The sequence below is a fragment of the Natronococcus amylolyticus DSM 10524 genome (genome assembly GCF_000337675.1).
Taxonomy (GTDB): Archaea; Halobacteriota; Halobacteria; order Halobacteriales; family Natrialbaceae; genus Natronococcus; species Natronococcus amylolyticus.
This window is the reverse complement of record NZ_AOIB01000015.1, coordinates 23,915-39,213: the sequence shown is the minus strand read 5'-3', so window position 1 is coordinate 39,213 and position 15,299 is coordinate 23,915. Positions and strand designations below refer to the sequence as shown.

At 64.2% G+C, this 15,299-nt stretch carries 19 protein-coding genes and 1 tRNA gene; 8 read left to right on the top strand and 12 right to left on the bottom strand.

Annotated features, from left to right (window positions below; all coding sequences use genetic code 11):
- The first annotated feature begins 46 nt into the window (after nucleotides 1-46).
- Nucleotides 47-298, top strand: a complete 252-nt coding sequence (locus C491_RS06165) for a hypothetical protein (protein ID WP_005554596.1) — start codon at nucleotides 47-49, stop codon at nucleotides 296-298.
- A gap of 136 nt (nucleotides 299-434) precedes the next feature.
- Here C491_RS06165 and C491_RS06160 read toward each other — a convergent pair whose 3' ends face one another.
- Complete coding sequence (locus C491_RS06160) at nucleotides 435-629, bottom strand: cold-shock protein (protein WP_005554594.1); 195 nt, start codon at nucleotides 627-629, stop codon at nucleotides 435-437.
- Between the two features lie 311 nt (nucleotides 630-940).
- On the opposite strand from C491_RS06160, the gene C491_RS23175 reads away from it, so the two are divergent.
- Nucleotides 941-1,099, top strand: coding sequence for a hypothetical protein (locus tag C491_RS23175; protein ID WP_005554593.1), 159 nt, complete (start codon nucleotides 941-943; stop codon nucleotides 1,097-1,099).
- Between the two features lie 413 nt (nucleotides 1,100-1,512).
- Here C491_RS23175 and C491_RS06155 read toward each other — a convergent pair.
- A tRNA-Pro gene (locus C491_RS06155) sits at nucleotides 1,513-1,585 on the bottom strand.
- An 83-nt stretch (nucleotides 1,586-1,668) separates the two neighbouring features.
- Between C491_RS06155 and C491_RS06150 the strand changes: the two genes are divergently transcribed.
- Nucleotides 1,669-1,926, top strand: a complete 258-nt coding sequence (locus C491_RS06150) for a pro-sigmaK processing inhibitor BofA family protein (protein ID WP_005554592.1) — start codon at nucleotides 1,669-1,671, stop codon at nucleotides 1,924-1,926.
- A gap of 59 nt (nucleotides 1,927-1,985) precedes the next feature.
- On the opposite strand, the gene C491_RS06145 is transcribed toward C491_RS06150, so the two are convergent.
- The 6 genes from C491_RS06145 to C491_RS06120 all read right to left on the bottom strand — a co-directional run bounded on the left by C491_RS06145 (nucleotide 1,986) and on the right by C491_RS06120 (nucleotide 7,448).
- Nucleotides 1,986-4,052 (bottom strand): DEAD/DEAH box helicase, encoded by a 2,067-nt coding sequence (locus C491_RS06145; RefSeq protein ID WP_005554591.1) that lies wholly within the window; start codon nucleotides 4,050-4,052, stop codon nucleotides 1,986-1,988.
- Between the two features lie 77 nt (nucleotides 4,053-4,129).
- Nucleotides 4,130-5,647: an NAD(P)H-dependent oxidoreductase gene (locus tag C491_RS06140; RefSeq protein WP_005554590.1), complete on the bottom strand. Its 1,518-nt coding sequence runs from the start codon at nucleotides 5,645-5,647 to the stop codon at nucleotides 4,130-4,132.
- Between the two features lie 48 nt (nucleotides 5,648-5,695).
- Complete coding sequence (locus tag C491_RS06135; protein ID WP_005554589.1) at nucleotides 5,696-6,061, bottom strand: cupin domain-containing protein; 366 nt, start codon at nucleotides 6,059-6,061, stop codon at nucleotides 5,696-5,698.
- Nucleotides 6,062-6,183: 122 nt separating this feature from the next.
- Nucleotides 6,184-6,378, bottom strand: a complete 195-nt coding sequence (locus tag C491_RS06130) for a cold-shock protein (RefSeq protein ID WP_005554588.1) — start codon at nucleotides 6,376-6,378, stop codon at nucleotides 6,184-6,186.
- A gap of 111 nt (nucleotides 6,379-6,489) precedes the next feature.
- On the bottom strand, nucleotides 6,490-6,711 hold the full coding sequence (locus C491_RS06125) for a hypothetical protein (RefSeq protein WP_005554577.1): 222 nt from the start codon (nucleotides 6,709-6,711) through the stop codon (nucleotides 6,490-6,492).
- Between the two features lie 38 nt (nucleotides 6,712-6,749).
- Complete coding sequence (locus C491_RS06120) at nucleotides 6,750-7,448, bottom strand: carbonic anhydrase (RefSeq protein WP_005554576.1); 699 nt, start codon at nucleotides 7,446-7,448, stop codon at nucleotides 6,750-6,752.
- A 106-nt stretch (nucleotides 7,449-7,554) separates the two neighbouring features.
- Here C491_RS06120 and C491_RS06115 point away from each other — a divergent pair, with 106 nt between their 5' ends.
- Nucleotides 7,555-8,664, top strand: a complete 1,110-nt coding sequence (locus C491_RS06115; protein WP_005554575.1) for an NADP-dependent oxidoreductase — start codon at nucleotides 7,555-7,557, stop codon at nucleotides 8,662-8,664.
- Between the two features lie 9 nt (nucleotides 8,665-8,673).
- Here C491_RS06115 and C491_RS06110 read toward each other — a convergent pair whose 3' ends face one another.
- From C491_RS06110 to C491_RS06100, 3 genes are read right to left on the bottom strand one after another with little or no spacing between them, the layout of a single operon-like run.
- Nucleotides 8,674-9,471, bottom strand: a complete 798-nt coding sequence (locus C491_RS06110; RefSeq protein ID WP_005554574.1) for an ABC transporter permease — start codon at nucleotides 9,469-9,471, stop codon at nucleotides 8,674-8,676.
- A complete protein-coding gene (locus tag C491_RS06105; protein WP_005554573.1) occupies nucleotides 9,471-10,481 on the bottom strand; it encodes an ABC transporter ATP-binding protein in 1,011 nt (336 codons plus the stop codon). Before C491_RS06105 ends, C491_RS06110 begins: the two co-directional genes overlap by 1 nt.
- A gap of 58 nt (nucleotides 10,482-10,539) precedes the next feature.
- Entirely contained in the window at nucleotides 10,540-11,772 is a 1,233-nt protein-coding gene (locus tag C491_RS06100; protein ID WP_005554572.1) for a CBS domain-containing protein, read from the bottom strand.
- 434 nt (nucleotides 11,773-12,206) lie between these two features.
- On the opposite strand from C491_RS06100, the gene C491_RS06095 reads away from it, so the two are divergent.
- From C491_RS06095 to C491_RS06080, 4 genes are all read left to right on the top strand, one after another.
- Nucleotides 12,207-12,437 carry a MarR family transcriptional regulator gene (locus tag C491_RS06095; RefSeq protein ID WP_049891528.1) on the top strand — a complete coding sequence of 77 codons (231 nt, stop codon included), beginning with the start codon at nucleotides 12,207-12,209 and terminating at the stop codon, nucleotides 12,435-12,437.
- 130 nt (nucleotides 12,438-12,567) lie between these two features.
- The gene (locus tag C491_RS06090; RefSeq protein WP_005554570.1) at nucleotides 12,568-13,098 is read left to right on the top strand and encodes a 50S ribosomal protein L16; all 531 of its coding nucleotides are present in this window, start codon (nucleotides 12,568-12,570) and stop codon (nucleotides 13,096-13,098) included.
- Nucleotides 13,099-13,293: 195 nt separating this feature from the next.
- Nucleotides 13,294-14,178: an ATP-grasp domain-containing protein gene (locus C491_RS06085; protein ID WP_005554568.1), complete on the top strand. Its 885-nt coding sequence runs from the start codon at nucleotides 13,294-13,296 to the stop codon at nucleotides 14,176-14,178.
- A 256-nt stretch (nucleotides 14,179-14,434) separates the two neighbouring features.
- Nucleotides 14,435-14,722, top strand: coding sequence for a hypothetical protein (locus C491_RS06080; RefSeq protein WP_005554566.1), 288 nt, complete (start codon nucleotides 14,435-14,437; stop codon nucleotides 14,720-14,722).
- Between the two features lie 161 nt (nucleotides 14,723-14,883).
- Here C491_RS06080 and C491_RS06075 read toward each other — a convergent pair whose 3' ends face one another.
- Complete coding sequence (locus tag C491_RS06075; protein WP_005554564.1) at nucleotides 14,884-15,279, bottom strand: Hsp20/alpha crystallin family protein; 396 nt, start codon at nucleotides 15,277-15,279, stop codon at nucleotides 14,884-14,886.
- Between the last annotated feature and the right edge of the window lie 20 nt (nucleotides 15,280-15,299).

The window sequence follows — 15,299 nt, the reverse complement described above, 5'->3', positions numbered from 1 at the left end:
CTCCGGCCGTAGATGTGCTTTTGTTCGCTGGGAGCGTACTGACCGTATGACCCCCCGATCGGCATCGCGTTCGGAAGCTACCCGTCAACGGGCGGTAATCAACCGTCTCGAGGCGACCACGAAACGCCTCGAGACGATCGAGGACCGACAGCGCCAGCTCGAGCGGACGATCGCAGCGCTGGCCCGGGAGACCGGTCTCTCGGTCGGCTGTCCGTGCACGCGCTGTAGCCGAAGCTTCACGCTCGTGAAATCCGGCGTCGTCTACTGCCCGGAGTGTGGGTACAGACACACCCTGTGAGCGACCGGCTTCGAGGCCGCCAGCGGGTCGTCCTACCGTCGCTACTACTCGGGTAAAGTACGTCGATCGAACGACTGCCGTTCGATCGGTGTAGAAATCGGTTCGGTCGCCGTTTGGCGACCGGATACCGGGTTAGTTACTCGCGAACGACGTTCGTCGCGCGCGGACCCTTGGGGGCCTGTTCGATGTCGAACTCGATCTCGGTTCCCTCAGTCAGGTCCTCGCCGCCGACGTCTTCCATGTGGAAGAACACGTCCTCGTCAGCATCCTCAGTCTCGATGAAACCGTAACCGCCTGTGTCGTTGAAGAAGTCAACCGTACCGTTTGCCATTACGATTATTCAGTATCCCGGCACACGGTTAAGGCTTGGCTTTCGTGCTTCTGAAAGCTATTATAGAGGACGAGCGCAAACCGAAAACACGGAAATCGAGATACTTGTGCGAAGGTCGCCGATTCTGGCGGGAGACGTTGCCCGATCCGTCGGCTCTAACCGGAACGCTCGTCGAAGACACGCTTTCGGACGCCGAGATCCTGACGGTACCGGTACCGCATCGATCCCATCGGAGACCGATCGCTCGCGACTCTGCTCGACACTCTGCGGCCGAAGCGCGCCTTTTTGCTCTCTCACGATGTATCTCCCGCATGCCAACCAGGTCGTCGGTCTTCTGTCCGGTGTGCAACGAAACGATCTCGCACGGGGATTCCCTCGAGCACCATCTGGTCTACGAACACAGACCGCGCGAGCTGGCCAGCCGGCTCGCGTCCGAGTGGGAGGCCGAAGAGCTCGGCGTCGAAGAGTGACGCGACTCGGCCGCCGGCGCTCGATCGCTTCGATCGCGCGTTTTTCAGGATGCGTTCGTCGACGGGAACGCCTTGAGGAGTTCCTGGTGTGTGTCGGAATCGGGATCGTCCGAATCTGAACTACGCTCGAGAACCTGCGCTTCGCGCAGAACCCCGGTCTTCCACGCCTCCGATCGCTTGTGATGAACTCGCTGCTCGCGACTCTGTTCGTGATAACGGGGGTGCCCGGATTCTGAACCACGCGAACGGCTCGCAATGCTCGCCGTTCTATATAGTAGCCACTGAAAGTCAGTGCGCACCCGATCGCACGACGGCTGTGCGATCGGTGTGCAAACAGTTTCAGTTGTTACTATAATTCAAATCCGCGCTCTGCCAGATGGCTGCTGCTCGCGGAGTTGCTCGCAGCAGAAGTATGGGATCGCCCGGATTTGAACCGGGGTCACGGGCACCCAAGGCCCGAAGTATACCAAGCTAACCCACGATCCCGTATCACTCTTTCCGGGTGGATCGTTTAAAGGGTTTCGTTCCGGACCGAACGGCTTTCCCCGCTTCGCTCGCTACGCTCGAGTATGGTCACAGGACTCGAGATTCTCCTACTGGTACTCGTTCTCGTTGCCGTCCTCGGCGCGACGACGATCATTCAGACCGTCCGTCCGTTCATCGTCAACGCGGTCGTCGGCCTGCTCGTGTTGTTTCTGGCACAAGCCGTCTTCGGCGTCTCGGTCGCGATCACGCCGATCGCGCTCCTGATCGTCGCCATCGGCGGGCTGCCCGGTTCGCTGTTGGTGCTGTTGCTCTCGCTGTTCGGCGTCGCCTTCGTCCCCTGACTCGAGAAGCAGTCCGTTTCGTCTACCGTCTCCGTTCTCACGACCCCTTCACTGAGCTCCTACAGATCGTCGTCCCGAAGCTCGATATCGGCGATCAGGTCGTACGGGTGGGCCTCCTTTCGAATCCCGTCGACCAGCGCGAACGCCTCGCCGGGCGAGAGGAAATGCTGGGTGACGACCTGTCCGAGCGGCGTCGGCTCGAAGCCGTCGATGAAGCCGTACTCGAGGAGCTTTCCGATCGCGTGTTTGGTGGGCACCTCCCCGAGCATCCGGTTGTTGAGGCTCTTGGCGGCCTTGCCGCCGACCACGATGTTCGCCAGCGTCTCCTCGACGGCGGCGTCCTCGTCGTAGTGAGTCATCACGGACTCCATCTCCCCCTTGAGGAGCTTGAACGCGACCTCGTCTTCGGTCATCTCCATCGAGCCGTGGTACGAGCAGTCGGGTTCGACCAGCACGTACACCTTCCCCTCGTCGTGGTAGTCGGGACGACCGGCTCGCCCGAGCATCTGGTGGAACTCCTGGACGGAGAGCCACTCGATCCCCATCGCCAGCGAGTCGAAGATCACCTGCGAGGCGGGGAAGTCGACGCCAGCCGCGAGGGCGGCGGTCGTCACCACTGCGGACAGTTCCTGCTCGCCGAACTGGCGCTCGACCTGCTTGCGGCGCCCGTAGTCGAGCCCGGCGTGGTACGGCGCGGCGGAGTACTCGAGCTTGCGGGAGATCTCGTGACACCGCCTGCGGGAGTTCGTGAAGATGATCGTCTGCCCGCGATACCCCTTCGAGGACTCGGTGTCGAACTCCCGCTTGACGAGCTTGTTCTCGATGCGGACCTTCTCCTGGCCGTCGGCGAAGGTGACGTGGCGCTCGATCGGCACGGGCCGCTCCTCGAACTCGATCAGCGTCGACTCGAGGACCTCGGCGAGCTGTTCGGTGTTGCCGACGGTCGCCGAGAGGTAGACCCACTGGGCGCCGCCGTAGTCGTCCCGTCGGGCCGCGCGCTGCTCGGTGGTGTGTTTGAGCCGCGAGATCAGCCCGTCGAGTCGGTGGCCCCGCTCTTCCTCCTTGAGGGTGTGGACCTCGTCGATGACGACGGTGCCGATGTCGCCGAGGTCCTTGCCCGTCCGCAGCGCGTGGTCGATCCCCTCGTAGGTGCCGACGATGACGTCGGCGTTGGGATCGAACCGGTTGCCGTTATCCGTGACTCGACTCGCACCCACCCGGAGGGAGACGTCGACGAGGTGGCCGTACTCGTCCTCGAAGTCCTCGTGTTTCTGGTTGGCGAGCGCCACGAGGGGGACGAGAAACAGCATCTTCCCCTTGTCGTTCAGGACGCGGTTGAGCCCGGCCATCTCGCCGACGAGGGTCTTCCCGGTCGCGGTCGCGGAGACGACGAGCTGGTCCTCTCCATCGAAGAGGCCGTTCTCGACGGAGAGGCTCTGGACCGGGAGCAGGGTCTCGAAGCGGTCCTCGAGCAGTCCTTGCAGCCCGGGATGGAGGCTCAACGAGTCGGTCCGGACGGGGTCGACCTCGTCGGTCGTCGCCGAGATGGTGTCGAACTGGGTGAGGTCGGGGTCGAGCTGTCCTTGCAGCAGGTTGACGATCCGCTGGAGGTCCTGGACCTCGAGCATCAGCTCCTCGAGTCGCTCCTTCGCGGCCCCGGTGACCGCGCCGCCGCCGGAAAAGGAGAGCTGACGCTCGAGCTCCTGGCGGGCGCAGTCCCGGCAGATCCAGTCGGTGTCGTCTTTAACCGCGGTCTCGGTCGTCACCGGTGAGTACCGTCCCGCGGAGGCGCAGTAGCGGCAGGTCCGAACGGCCTTGACCTTGTCCTCGAGCTGGTAGCCGGCGAACATCTCGGTGAGCTCGCGACGCTTCTCGGACGGTGTCTGCTCGGAGATGCGGATGCGCTTCGCTCGACGGGCGAGCTCGACGAACTCGTCGGGCTGGCGGGGTTCTTCACTCGAGCCGTCCTTCAGCCGGAACTTCGCGGGCCGGGGGCCCGCGGAGGTCTCGGAGAGTCCGAGCTTCGCCCGGAACAGCCGCTTGCCGTCCCGCTGGACGACGACGAGGTAGTCGCCGCCCGTCTCGTGACAAAAGATCGTTTCGACGTCCTGGACCTGCTGCGACACGCGATAGTATAGTCGGCTGGCGTACTTGAGCGGTTCGGACTCGTCCTCGTCTCGGTGTAATCGGACCCTTACTCGAGTCACAGCAGCCCGACCAGCGGAACGACGCCGAACCAGGTGATGTAGCTCAGCGAGGCCATCATCAAGAGGTCGATACGCTGGGCGCCCGCGTCGGGATCGAGTCGGTTCCGGAGCAGCCAGACGATCGCGGCTGCGTGGACGAGCCCCAGATAGATCGCGGGGCCGTAGCCGGGAACGAGATCCAGCAACTGCCAGAGCGCGCCCGTTAGGGCAGCGAGTACGGCCGTCGTCGCGGCGACCGCCGCGGCTCCGTCGACGCCGAACCGGGCCGCAACCGTCCGCTTGCCCGCGAGCCGGTCGGCGTCGACGTCGGGTACGCCCGCGAGGGTGATCGAGGGCAGCACCGACAGCAGGAAGGGCAGTCCAAGCAGCCACGGCAGCGGATCGTGCCACGCGCCGCCGAGGACGACGAACCCGAGCACCAGGACGCCGACGCTGTGGGTGACGGCGACGTCCAGTTCGCCCAGCGTACGGTAGGCGAGTTTCAGCGGCGAGAGCGTGTACCCGAGTGCGAGCGCCGCGAGGGTACCCATCGTCCCCGCGGTCGCCGCCGTCGATCCCGCTCCGGCGAGGAGCGTGGCCCCGCCGAACGCAGCCGTCGCCGCGAGAAAGACGGCGATCCCGGCCCGGACCTGCCCGAACGACAGTTCGCCGTCGACCAGCACTCGGGACCCTCCGGTGAACGGCCCGGCGAAGGTATTCCGTCGATCGGTCTCGTAGTCGGCGTACTCGTTGCTCAACACCGTCGCGGCCTCGAGGAAGAACAAAAATCCGAGTCCGAGCCAGTACGCCCCGGTCGAAAACGCGCCCGAGCCGACCGCCGCCAGCGCGCCGATCGTGTAGGCGATCCAGGCCATCGGGTAGAACTGCAGCCGGAGCGCCTTCAGCCAGCTCGTCGCCGCCCGTTTCGTTCGCCCCAGCCGCGACTCCGGCCCCGTCTCGAGGCTTCGACCCAGTTCCCGTACGTCCTCGAGCCAGCCCTCGCGCTCCTCGAGATCCGAGCTTTCGATCGGACCCAGGTTGGTCACCCGCGTCGTCCGAACGCCCGCGTAGCCGAGCGTCGCGCGCTTGAGGGCGTGGTTGCCGGGCTGGCGAAGGAGCCAGCGGTAGATCCGCGGCGGGACGTCCATCGTGACGATCAGCTCGGCGGTCTTGTCGTCGAGCAGCTCCTCCTTGCCCGCGCCCTCGCCGTCCTCGTAAAAGGAGAAGGCGAAGCCGGGTCGAAAGAGGCGGTCGAAGAAGCCCTTGAGCCGGGCGGGCATCGTTCCCCACCAGTTCGGGTAGACGAAGACGAGGTGGTCGGCCCACTCGAGGTCCCGCTCGGCGGCCTGCAGGTCGGGCTCGAGGGGCTGGTTCTCCGGGGACTCGACGCGAACGTCGAGATCGAACTCGAGATCGGCGACGGTGAGTTCGCGCACGTCGACGTCGGCCTCGCGGGCACCCTCGCAGTAGGCGTCGGCCAGTGCGCCACAGAAGCTATTCGTCCGGGGATGACCCAGTACGAGGAGGACGTTCACGACTGTTCGGCCGATTCGGCCGTCGGGAGTATATAACTGGGCGGTCGCTCACTCGAGCAGTTCGATCTCGTCGTCGCCGTTGGGCACTGCACAGAGGAACGCGCCAGGTTCGTCGCCCTCGTTGCGGTACCAGTGGACGGTGCCGGCGGGGATCAACAGCGAGTCGCCGGCCTCGACCTCGAACTCTTCGTCTCCGATGCCGACGACGTACGTCCCTTCGAGAACGTACTGCTCGTGTTCGACCTCGTTCGTGTGTTCGGGTACCTCGGCCCCCGCTGCGAGCGTAAACCGTCGGATCGCGAAGTTCGGCGCGCCGTGGCTCTCGTCGATCAGGACACCCTTCTCGAGGCCGTCAGCCGCGTCGACCGGTTCGTACTCGACGTTGTCACTGCTGCGGACCACTGGGTCGGTCATACGTGTCAGTGGCCGTCGAACTCACTAAACGTTGTCTCGTTTCGACGTAGCGATCGCCGGCACTGTCGCTCAAAAGTGTGAAAATACTGCAGTCAAGAGCCGATACCGTTACGAATTCTGCCTTACAGGCGCTCGACGTTCGTTGCGCGCGGGCCCTTGGGGGCCTGCTCGATGTCGAACTCGAGCTCCTGACCTTCTTCCAGGTCCGGGCCGCCGATGTCTTCCATGTGGAAGAACACGTCGTCGTCCGCGTCCTCAGTCTCGATGAATCCGTAGCCGCCAGTGTCGTTGAAGAAATCAACGGTTCCTTTCGCCATTGCTTTTGAGCAGAGGTGCGCGGAACGGATAAACCCTTTGACTCGGCTGAAACGCGATATTTCGGCCCTTGGAACCCTCTACCGGAACTATTACCGATAAACTATGTGACTCTATCGCAGGCTATCGCCGCCCTCGAGTCGGTGGACCGTAATCGAGACGAAGTAGACGAGCATGAACAGGCAGAAGCCGACGACGAGACCAATCAGTTCCCGGGCACCGATACCGCCCGGGTTGAGCGCGGCGAGGACGACGAGACCGACGACGAACACCAGGGTCGTGAACGCACCGATCGCGTAGTAGAAGCCGGTGTCCGACTCGAGCAGTGTCCGCATACCCGTTTCTTTCGGGGAGAGCGAGAAAACGATACCGATCAGTACAGCAGACTCCGCGTCGCTTCCTCGTACTCCTCAGGGATCCGGTCCGCGATCTTCTCGGGGTGGGTCTCGCCGTCGTAGTTGACCAGGTACGCGCGGCCGTACTCGTCGCCGTAGACGCCCTGGAAGTCGTAGACGAAGCCGTAGACGGTGACGTCGTCCGGAACGTCTGCCGACTTCCGAAGGAACTGCGCCTGGTGGTCGACGTTGTACTCGACGAGCTGGTTGACCACTCGTTCGTCGTCAGCCTCGTCGTCGACGAGGTCGCTCTCGAGGCCCTCCTCAACGACCGGGACGAGCAGGTCGACCCACTTTCCGACGCCCTGGGGTCCGGGGCGGTCGCCGCCGGTGGCGACCTGGTAGGCGGCCGTAACGGCGCCACAGCCTGTGTGGCCGACGACCGTTGCAACTTCGGTACCCGCGTGGTGGATCGGGTACAGAACGCCGCCGTCGACGATCCGCTCGCCGTCGTCGACGTCCCAGACCTGGTTGCCGATGTTGCTCGGGGTGAAGACGGCTCCCGGTCGGTCGATGCTCCACATCCGTTCCTGCGGGACTCGCGAATCGGAACAACACACCGTGACGGTCTCGGGATGCTGGCCCGCCTGCACGTCCTCGAAGTAGTCGTCGGCCAGTTCCTCGACGTGGTTCGCGTTGCCGGCGAGTAGCTTCGTCAGTACGTCGTCCCCGCTCATACGGTGACACGCACGGACCGCGATAAAAATGGTTCCCCTTCCGGTCGAATTCGCGTCCGGGTTCCGCGAGCCGAACACTGACCTCCCCCCGGGACCTCGACGACGTATGGCAGAAACCAGACAGTGGCGGCTGGCGAGCCGTCCGTCCGGCGAACCGACCCGCGAGAACTTCGAACTCGTCACCGTCGCCCGACCCGCGCCCGAATCGGGCGAGGTACTCGTTCGAACCCTCTACCAGTCGGTCGATCCGTACATGCGCGGGCGGATGCGCGACGCCGAGTCCTACGCGGAGCCGTGGGACGTCGGCGACCCACTGCAAGCGGGGGTCGTCGGCGAGGTCATCGAGTCGAACTACGAGGGGCTCGAGCCGGGCGATATCGTGGCGGGCGAACTGCTGTGGGCCGAACACGCGGTCGCGGACGGGAACGACCTGCGTCGGGTCGATCCCGACCACGGGCCGATCTCGACCGCGCTGGGCGTCCTCGGGATGCCCGGAGTGACGGCGTACTTCGGAACGACGGACGTCGCCGAGCCGAAACCTGGCGACACGGTCGTCGTCTCGGCCGCGGCCGGCGCGGTCGGCTCGGTCGTCGGCCAGCTCGCCCGACTGAGCGGCGCTCGAGTGGTCGGAACGGCCGGCAGCGACGAGAAGACGGCGTGGCTCACCGACGAACTCGGGTTCGACGCCGCGATCAACTACGAGACGNGCGCTCGAGTGGTCGGAACGGCCGGCAGCGACGAGAAGACGGCGTGGCTCACCGACGAACTCGGGTTCGACGCCGCGATCAACTACGAGACGACCGACGACCTGCCCGGCGCGGTAGCCGAGGCCTGCCCCGACGGCGTCGACGTCTACTTCGACAATGTCGGCGGACCGATCACCGATGCCGTCTGGCCGCTGCTCAACGTTCGCTCTCGGGTCGCCGTCTGCGGACAGATCGCGCTGTACAACGCGACGGAGATTCCGACCGGACCCCGAAAGCTCGGCAAACTTATCGAGTCTCGCGCCCGCGTGGAGGGGCTGCTCGTCTACGACTACGAGAACCGCTGGGGCGAGGCGCTCGAGCGACTCTCGCGGTTCATCGCCGCCGACGAGCTTCGCTACCGCGAGGACGTCGTCGAGGGGTTCGAGAACGCGCCCGACGCGTTCATGGGGCTGTTCGAGGGCGAGAACATCGGCAAGCAGTTGGTGCAGGTCGCCGATCGGAACGACTGAGCTCGAGGGTCAGTCGGTCAGGCCGTAGCCGATCTTGAACAGGTAGACGTCGACCGCGATGACGCCGATCGTGAGCAGCGTGAGCACGCCCAGCGAGGCGTACGGCGCGAACTCGGCGTAGGCCGCCGGCGCGATCTCGAGCATATCGGAGTAGCCTAACAGCCCGTACCGAACGCTGTCGACCATGTAGACCATCGGGTTCAGCAGGGAGACGGTCTGCCAGGTCGACGGCAGCATCGTCAGCGAGTAGAAGACGGCCCCGAAGAAGACCAGCGGCCGCAGGATGAACTGGTTCATCACGGTGAGGTCGTCGAAGTCCCGGGCCACGAGCCCGCCGATGATCCCGAATCCGGCAAAGAGCGCGGCGATCACGACCATGGTAGCCACTAGAAAGAGCCCGTTCTCGATCGAGATCGGGACGAACAGCCGGCCGATGACGGCGATGATGACGCCGACGATCAGTCCGCGAACCGCACTGGCGCCGACGTAGGCGACGACCATCTCGACGTAGGAAAGCGGCGAGGTCAGCGTCTCGTGGATGTACTCGTTCCACCGGCCGTGGAAGATCGAGAAGGAGGCGTTCTCGAAGGCGTTCGAGATCGTCCCGAGGACGACCAGCCCCGGAACGAGAAAGAGGATGTAACCGATCCCCGCGACGGGTTCGTCGATCCGGCCGCCGAGGATGATCCCGAAGACGGCGAAGTAGAGGACGTTCGTGATCGCCGGCGGCATGAACGTGTTCTTGGGACGACGAACGAACCGAAGCAGCTCGCGCTGAAAGAGCGCCCGGAAACCGACCGACAGCATCAGGCGAGCCCCTCCTGCTCACGCGCCGGCGTCTCCGCCCCTTCGTCGCCTGCCGACTCCTCGTTCGTCGGCGCGTCGGATCGGGTCGTCGTTCGGTCGTCCTGTCTCGTCAGGTCGACGAAGATCTCCTCGAGCGACGTGCGGGTGATCTCGAGGTCGGCGATTTCGTGGCCCGCCGCCTCGAGGTCGTTCAACAGCTGCGGCGCGGTCGAGCCGCCGTCGTCGACCCGGACCTCGAACCGGTCGCCCTCGAGGGTCGCCTCGTGGGCGTAGCCGCCGACCGACGGGGTGACCGACGGCGCGTCCTCGAGGCGAACCGAGATCGTGTCCGTCCCTCGCGTCTTGAGGTCGTCCGGCGTCGCGACGGTCACCTTTCGGCCCTCGTTCATGATCGCCACGCGGTCACAGAGGCGTTCGGCCTCCTCGATGTAGTGGGTCGTCAGCAGGACCGTCGTCCCCTCCTCGTTGAGTTCGGTCACCAGCTCCCAGAGGTCGTGGCGCAGCTGGACGTCGACGCCGGCGGTCGGCTCGTCGAGAATCAGGAGGTCGGGCTCGGTGACGAGCGCTCGAGCGAGCAGCAGTCGGCGCTTCATCCCGCCGGAGAGCCAGTCGAAGCGCTCGTTTCGCTTGTCGTAGATCCCGACCCGCTTGAGAACCTCGTCGGCCCGTTCCCCGGCCTCGTCCTCGGGGATCCCGTGGTAGCCGGCCTTGTGCATCAGAACCTCGCGGATGGGAAAGAAGCGGTCGACGTTGAACTCCTGGGGGGCGAGCCCGATCGCGTCCCGGGCCTGCCGGTAGTCGTCCTCGACGTCGTGACCGAAGACGCGAGCCTCGCCGCCCGTCTTGCGGACGAGTCCGACCAGCGTGTTGATGAACGTCGTCTTCCCGGCCCCGTTAGGACCGAGCAGCCCGAAGAACTCGCCCTCCTCGACGGTGAGAGAGAGTTCCTGTAGCGCGCGCAAGTCGCCGTACTCCTTCACGAGGTCCGTCGTCTCGATGGCCGGTGGCATCGCTGACACCTCGGCCACGCCCGCGGTTAAGAATGTTGAATCCGGTACCCGGCCGGCCTCAGTCGCCGGCTCGAGGCCGGCTCGAGGGGTTGACGCTGCCGCTCTTCTGGACGATATCGAACGCCGTCATCACGTCGGAGCGCGAGATCAGGCCAACTAGGTCGCCGTCGGTCCGCAGCGCCGGGTCGCCGAACGCCCCCTCTGAACCCCACTCGTCTTGGCCTTCGACGACGAGGAGCCGCCCGATGCCGTGTTCGCGCATCCGTTCGATAGCCGTCATCGCGTCCGAGTCCGGATCGATCGTCTTCAGGTCGGTCGTCATGACGTCCGAGACCGTGTACGCGTCGCGCTCGACGGGTTTGATGTCGCGGGCGTCCGACAGCGTCACCAGTCCGACGAGTCGCTCGCCGCCGAAGCCGTCGGTCTCGACGACCGGGTAGCCGGTGTGTCGCTCGGTGAACATCCGCTGGATCAGCTCCGCGACGGACGCGTCCGGCTCGACGGTGTGGAGGTCGCTCGCGGTCGTCATGATGTCTCGAACCGTGACGTCCTGGAACGCGGCCTTCATCGTCACCTGCTGGGCCTCGCTCGAGGCGGCGATGTAGACGAAGAAGGCGACGCCGATGAGGATAATGTTGACCGCGAACAGTCCGAACAGCCCCATCGCGACCGCGAACATCTTGCCGATGCTCGCGGCCTGCTGGGTCGCTTGAGCGTACGAGCGGCCGCGAGCGAGCAGCGCCCGAAGGATACGGCCGCCGTCCATCGGGAACGCGGGGATCATGTTGAATATCGCGAGCGCGACGTTGAGCACGGCGAGGTAGCCGAGGACGAACCGCGCGCCGCCGAACGCCTCGGGAGTAACGAGAAAGAGCGCGTAGGAGGCGACGCCGACGAGCACGGAGACGATCGGGCCGGCGATGGCGATGGTGAACTCCTGTCGCCAGTCCTCGGGCATCTCCGAGAGCGCGGCGATGCCGCCGAACAGCCAGAGCGTGATCGAGTCGATCGGAAAGCCGTACCGCTGGGCCGTCAGCGAGTGGCCGAGTTCGTGGAGCACGACGCCGACGAACAGCCCGACCGCCGCGGCGAAGCCGAGTATCCACGGCAGCGCGCCGCCGGTTACGGCGCCGACGTCGATACCGGCGCCGAGCACGTCGTTGAGAATGGTGGTGACAGGTTCGATCTGGACGCCGATGAGGTACGCAAATAGCGGGAGCACCAGCAAGAACGTCAGATCGAGCTTGATCGGGATTCCGAACAGGGAGCCGATCCGAAAGCTCTTCAGCATACGAGGTATTTCCGGAGGCAGACCCTTAAACACGCCGCCGTCGTGGTGAGGCGGCGACGAGTTCCGATCGGCTCGAGCGGGGCCGGAGCTTCGATCATCCGCCGTCATCGGCTCGTGATAATATCCCTTATACAAGGATCCGATCGGGTAGATAACGATCATTACTGATTGAATAGTGATTACTAGCTGAGTCTATTCAACGATTGAAAGCAGTTACCGGCAATCATTTACCGATAGTAACCAATTTGACACCATCTCCTCCATCCGAAGAGAACTCTCCGAGAGCGTCCGAAATGCTCGATATGCTCCTCTAGATGGGCGTTATCTACTGGCATGAATTGGCCATATTGATATTAGGTTGGTTATATCCATTGTACTATATTGCTCAGATGTACCATAGACTTATATGGAACCTCGATGTGGGTTGTACTACGATGATGGAACAGCAACTCACCACCACGCAACTCGAGCCGCTCCCGACCGAAATCGACTCCCCACAGGCGAAACTCGTCTACCTGTACCTCGAGGCCAGCGGCGGTGCGACGGCGTCGGATCTGAACGAGGTCCTCGCAATGAAGAAGATCGGCGTCCTCTCGGTCCTGAACTGCCTCACCGAGGAGGGGCTCGTCGAGAAGAACGGCGTCGAGTACATTACCTGCAACTGAGCGGAGATTTTTGACGTGTTGTCGGTTAACTCGCCGAGCAGTTCCGTCTGAAGCCGCCGCTGGCGCGGACGTGGCGGTTCGAAGGCTTTATCCCCACGGTAGGCTTCGGTTTTCGTAAGTAACTACAACCATGTCGGACAAACCCGCCTCAATGTACCGGGAGATCAGTAAGCCGGCCTACACGCGCCGCGAGTACATTACTGGAATCCCCGGATCGAAGATCGCACAGCACAAGATGGGCAACGTCAGCGCCGGCCCCGAGGACTACCCCGTCCAGATCAGCCTCATCACCGAGGAAGAGGTCCAGATCCGCCACGGGAGCCTTGAGGCCTCGCGCCTGTCGGCCAACCGGCACATGCTGAAAAACGCCGGCGAGAACAACTACAAGATGATCCTCCGGAAGTTCCCCCACCACGTCATTCGGGAGAACAAACAGGCGACGGGTGCGGGTGCGGACCGTGTCTCCGACGGGATGCGCCAGTCGTTCGGGAAGATCGTCGGCACCGCCGCGCGGATCGACGCCGGCGAGCGCATCTTCACGGTCTGGTGTGACCTGGACGATGCCGAGCACGCCAAGGAGGCGTTCCGCCGCGCGTACAACAAGATCTCGCCGCCGTGCCGTATCGTCGTCGAGAAGGGCGAAGAGCAGCTGGTCTCGTAACCCCACCTTTTACTCCGGGACAGCGTTCCCGTTCTGTCGCTCCACAGCGCAGTGCAGATGCCGTTCGTCGCGGGCTCCTAACCGTTCTGGCCGAGCGTTTGCGCTCGAGGAGTCCGTCCCGTCGATTGCGAACCGAGGACGGCGAGCCGAGTTCGGGTACGCAGACTTTTGGGCCTCTACTCCCGACTCTCGAGCATGATCGATCTCGCGGTCGCGAACGCCGAGGAGACGTTCGACCGGATGCGCGAGCCCCTCGCCGAGCGCGGCATCCGCGCCCACCACGTTCCCGTAAGCGAACGGATCGTCCCCCTGGGAGCGGACGCGCCGTGGTCACCCGACGAGTACGATGTGGGGTTCGTCTACCCCGGTCGGCCCATGGAGGGCGGCGTTGCCGACGCGCTCCTCGAGATCCCGTGGCTCAACGACCGCGAGGCGATCCTCACCTCGCGGAACAAAGCCGAGGTGCTCGCCCGCCTCGAGCGAGCCGAGCTGCCAGTGCCGCGGTCGGTGTACGTCTCGAACGAGGTCGGCGAGAGCGAACTGATCGAGGCGTTCGACCGGCTCGAGTCGCCGGTCGTGGTGAAACCCAACTCGACGACTCGCGGGGTCGGGGTCGCGAAGGCCCACGACCTGGATTCCTTCTTGGGGATCTGTGACTACCTCTCGCTGGTCCACGACTACCGGGCGACCGGGGATCGGTCCTTCCTGGTCCAGGAGTACCTCCCCGACGCTACCGACTACCGGGTGATGGTCCTCGAGGGCGAGTACGTCGGCGCCGTCGAGCGCCGCCTCCCGGACGATGCGGTCCGCGAGGGCCAGTGGAAACACAACGTCCATCGCGGCGCGAAGGCACGGGGGGTCGACCTCCTGGCGGAGTGGCGCCGACTGGCCGAGTCGGTCGCCGAGGTTCTCGAGATTCCGTTTCTCGGGGTGGACCTGCTTGAGACTGATGATCGGGTCGTGATCAATGAGACGAACGCCCGGCCGACGATCGACGAGGCGACGAAGTACGAACCGGGATTTTACGACCGTTTAGCGGGAGTAATTTCCGATTGTGCCGACGTTTCGAGGACTGTTTAACTCCCCGACGCTCCGGGTTTCGGAACGATACTCGTCACTGAACGAGCCGAACGGACATCGGACGACGTTCGTATCCAGGATTGATCTCGTAACGATTGGGCCGGTTAATACGGGACTCTCGAGTTGGCTGGCGGTGGGCCACGGAGCCCGTAGATCAAGATGACAGAAGACAACACGAACACTCGTCGCGGCGTTCTCCGAATCGCTGGAGCGGCAGGTACCGGTCTCGTCGGCCTCTCGGGTATGGCATCGGCCGGTGGGAAGGACGGCAAACACGGTCGAGACGGAAAGAACGGTCGAGACAGAAAGAACGGCAGACACGGGAAGAACGGTAAAGACGGTCGAAGCAAAAAGAACGGCAAACGCGACCGAAGGGACCGTCGAGACCGCCGCGACCGACGGGACCGACGCGGCCGCAAGGGGAAAGACAGTCGAGACAAAGGGCGCGGTCGAAAACATGACCGAAAGGGCCACCGAGACCGTCACGGCGGAAAACGCGGTCGACACGGCCGACACGGCAAGCGAAAGGCTCCGGACCCGGTGACGGAGACGGAGGCCTTCATCGAGCACACGAAGAAACAGGCGAAAGGCGGATCCCGAAAGTAGCCCCACCGTCGGTGGTGTCGCTCCTACCTTGGCGGCCGCTGTTCCGAAACGGAACTCGAGAACAAAACCGGTGTCGACCGCGAGTCGACTCTCGTATGCTTACTCGAGGCTGATTCCCGAGGAGTGTTCGGCCGACTCGAAGACGACCTCGAGGACGCCGTTGTTGTACGTCGCCGAGGCGCTGTGTTCGTTGACCCGCTGGGGGAGCGAGACGCGCTCGTCGTACTGACGGTGGTCGCTCTGGGCCGAGATCGTGAGCGTCTTGCCGTCGCACTCGAGGTCGATGTTGTCCTTCTCGACGCCCGGAAGGTCGGCGACGACGCGGATCTCGTCGTCGGTCTCGTGGATGTCGACGTGGGTGTCCATGCCAAATCCGCTGTCGACGGCACTCGAGGAGTCGAAATCGACATCGGCACCGCTCATCATCTCGTTCATCATCCGCTCGATTTCCCGAAAGAGATCGTCGAAGGGTTCGTCGCGGTCGTCTCGTCGCATAGCTGGTGGTAAGGAAGGGA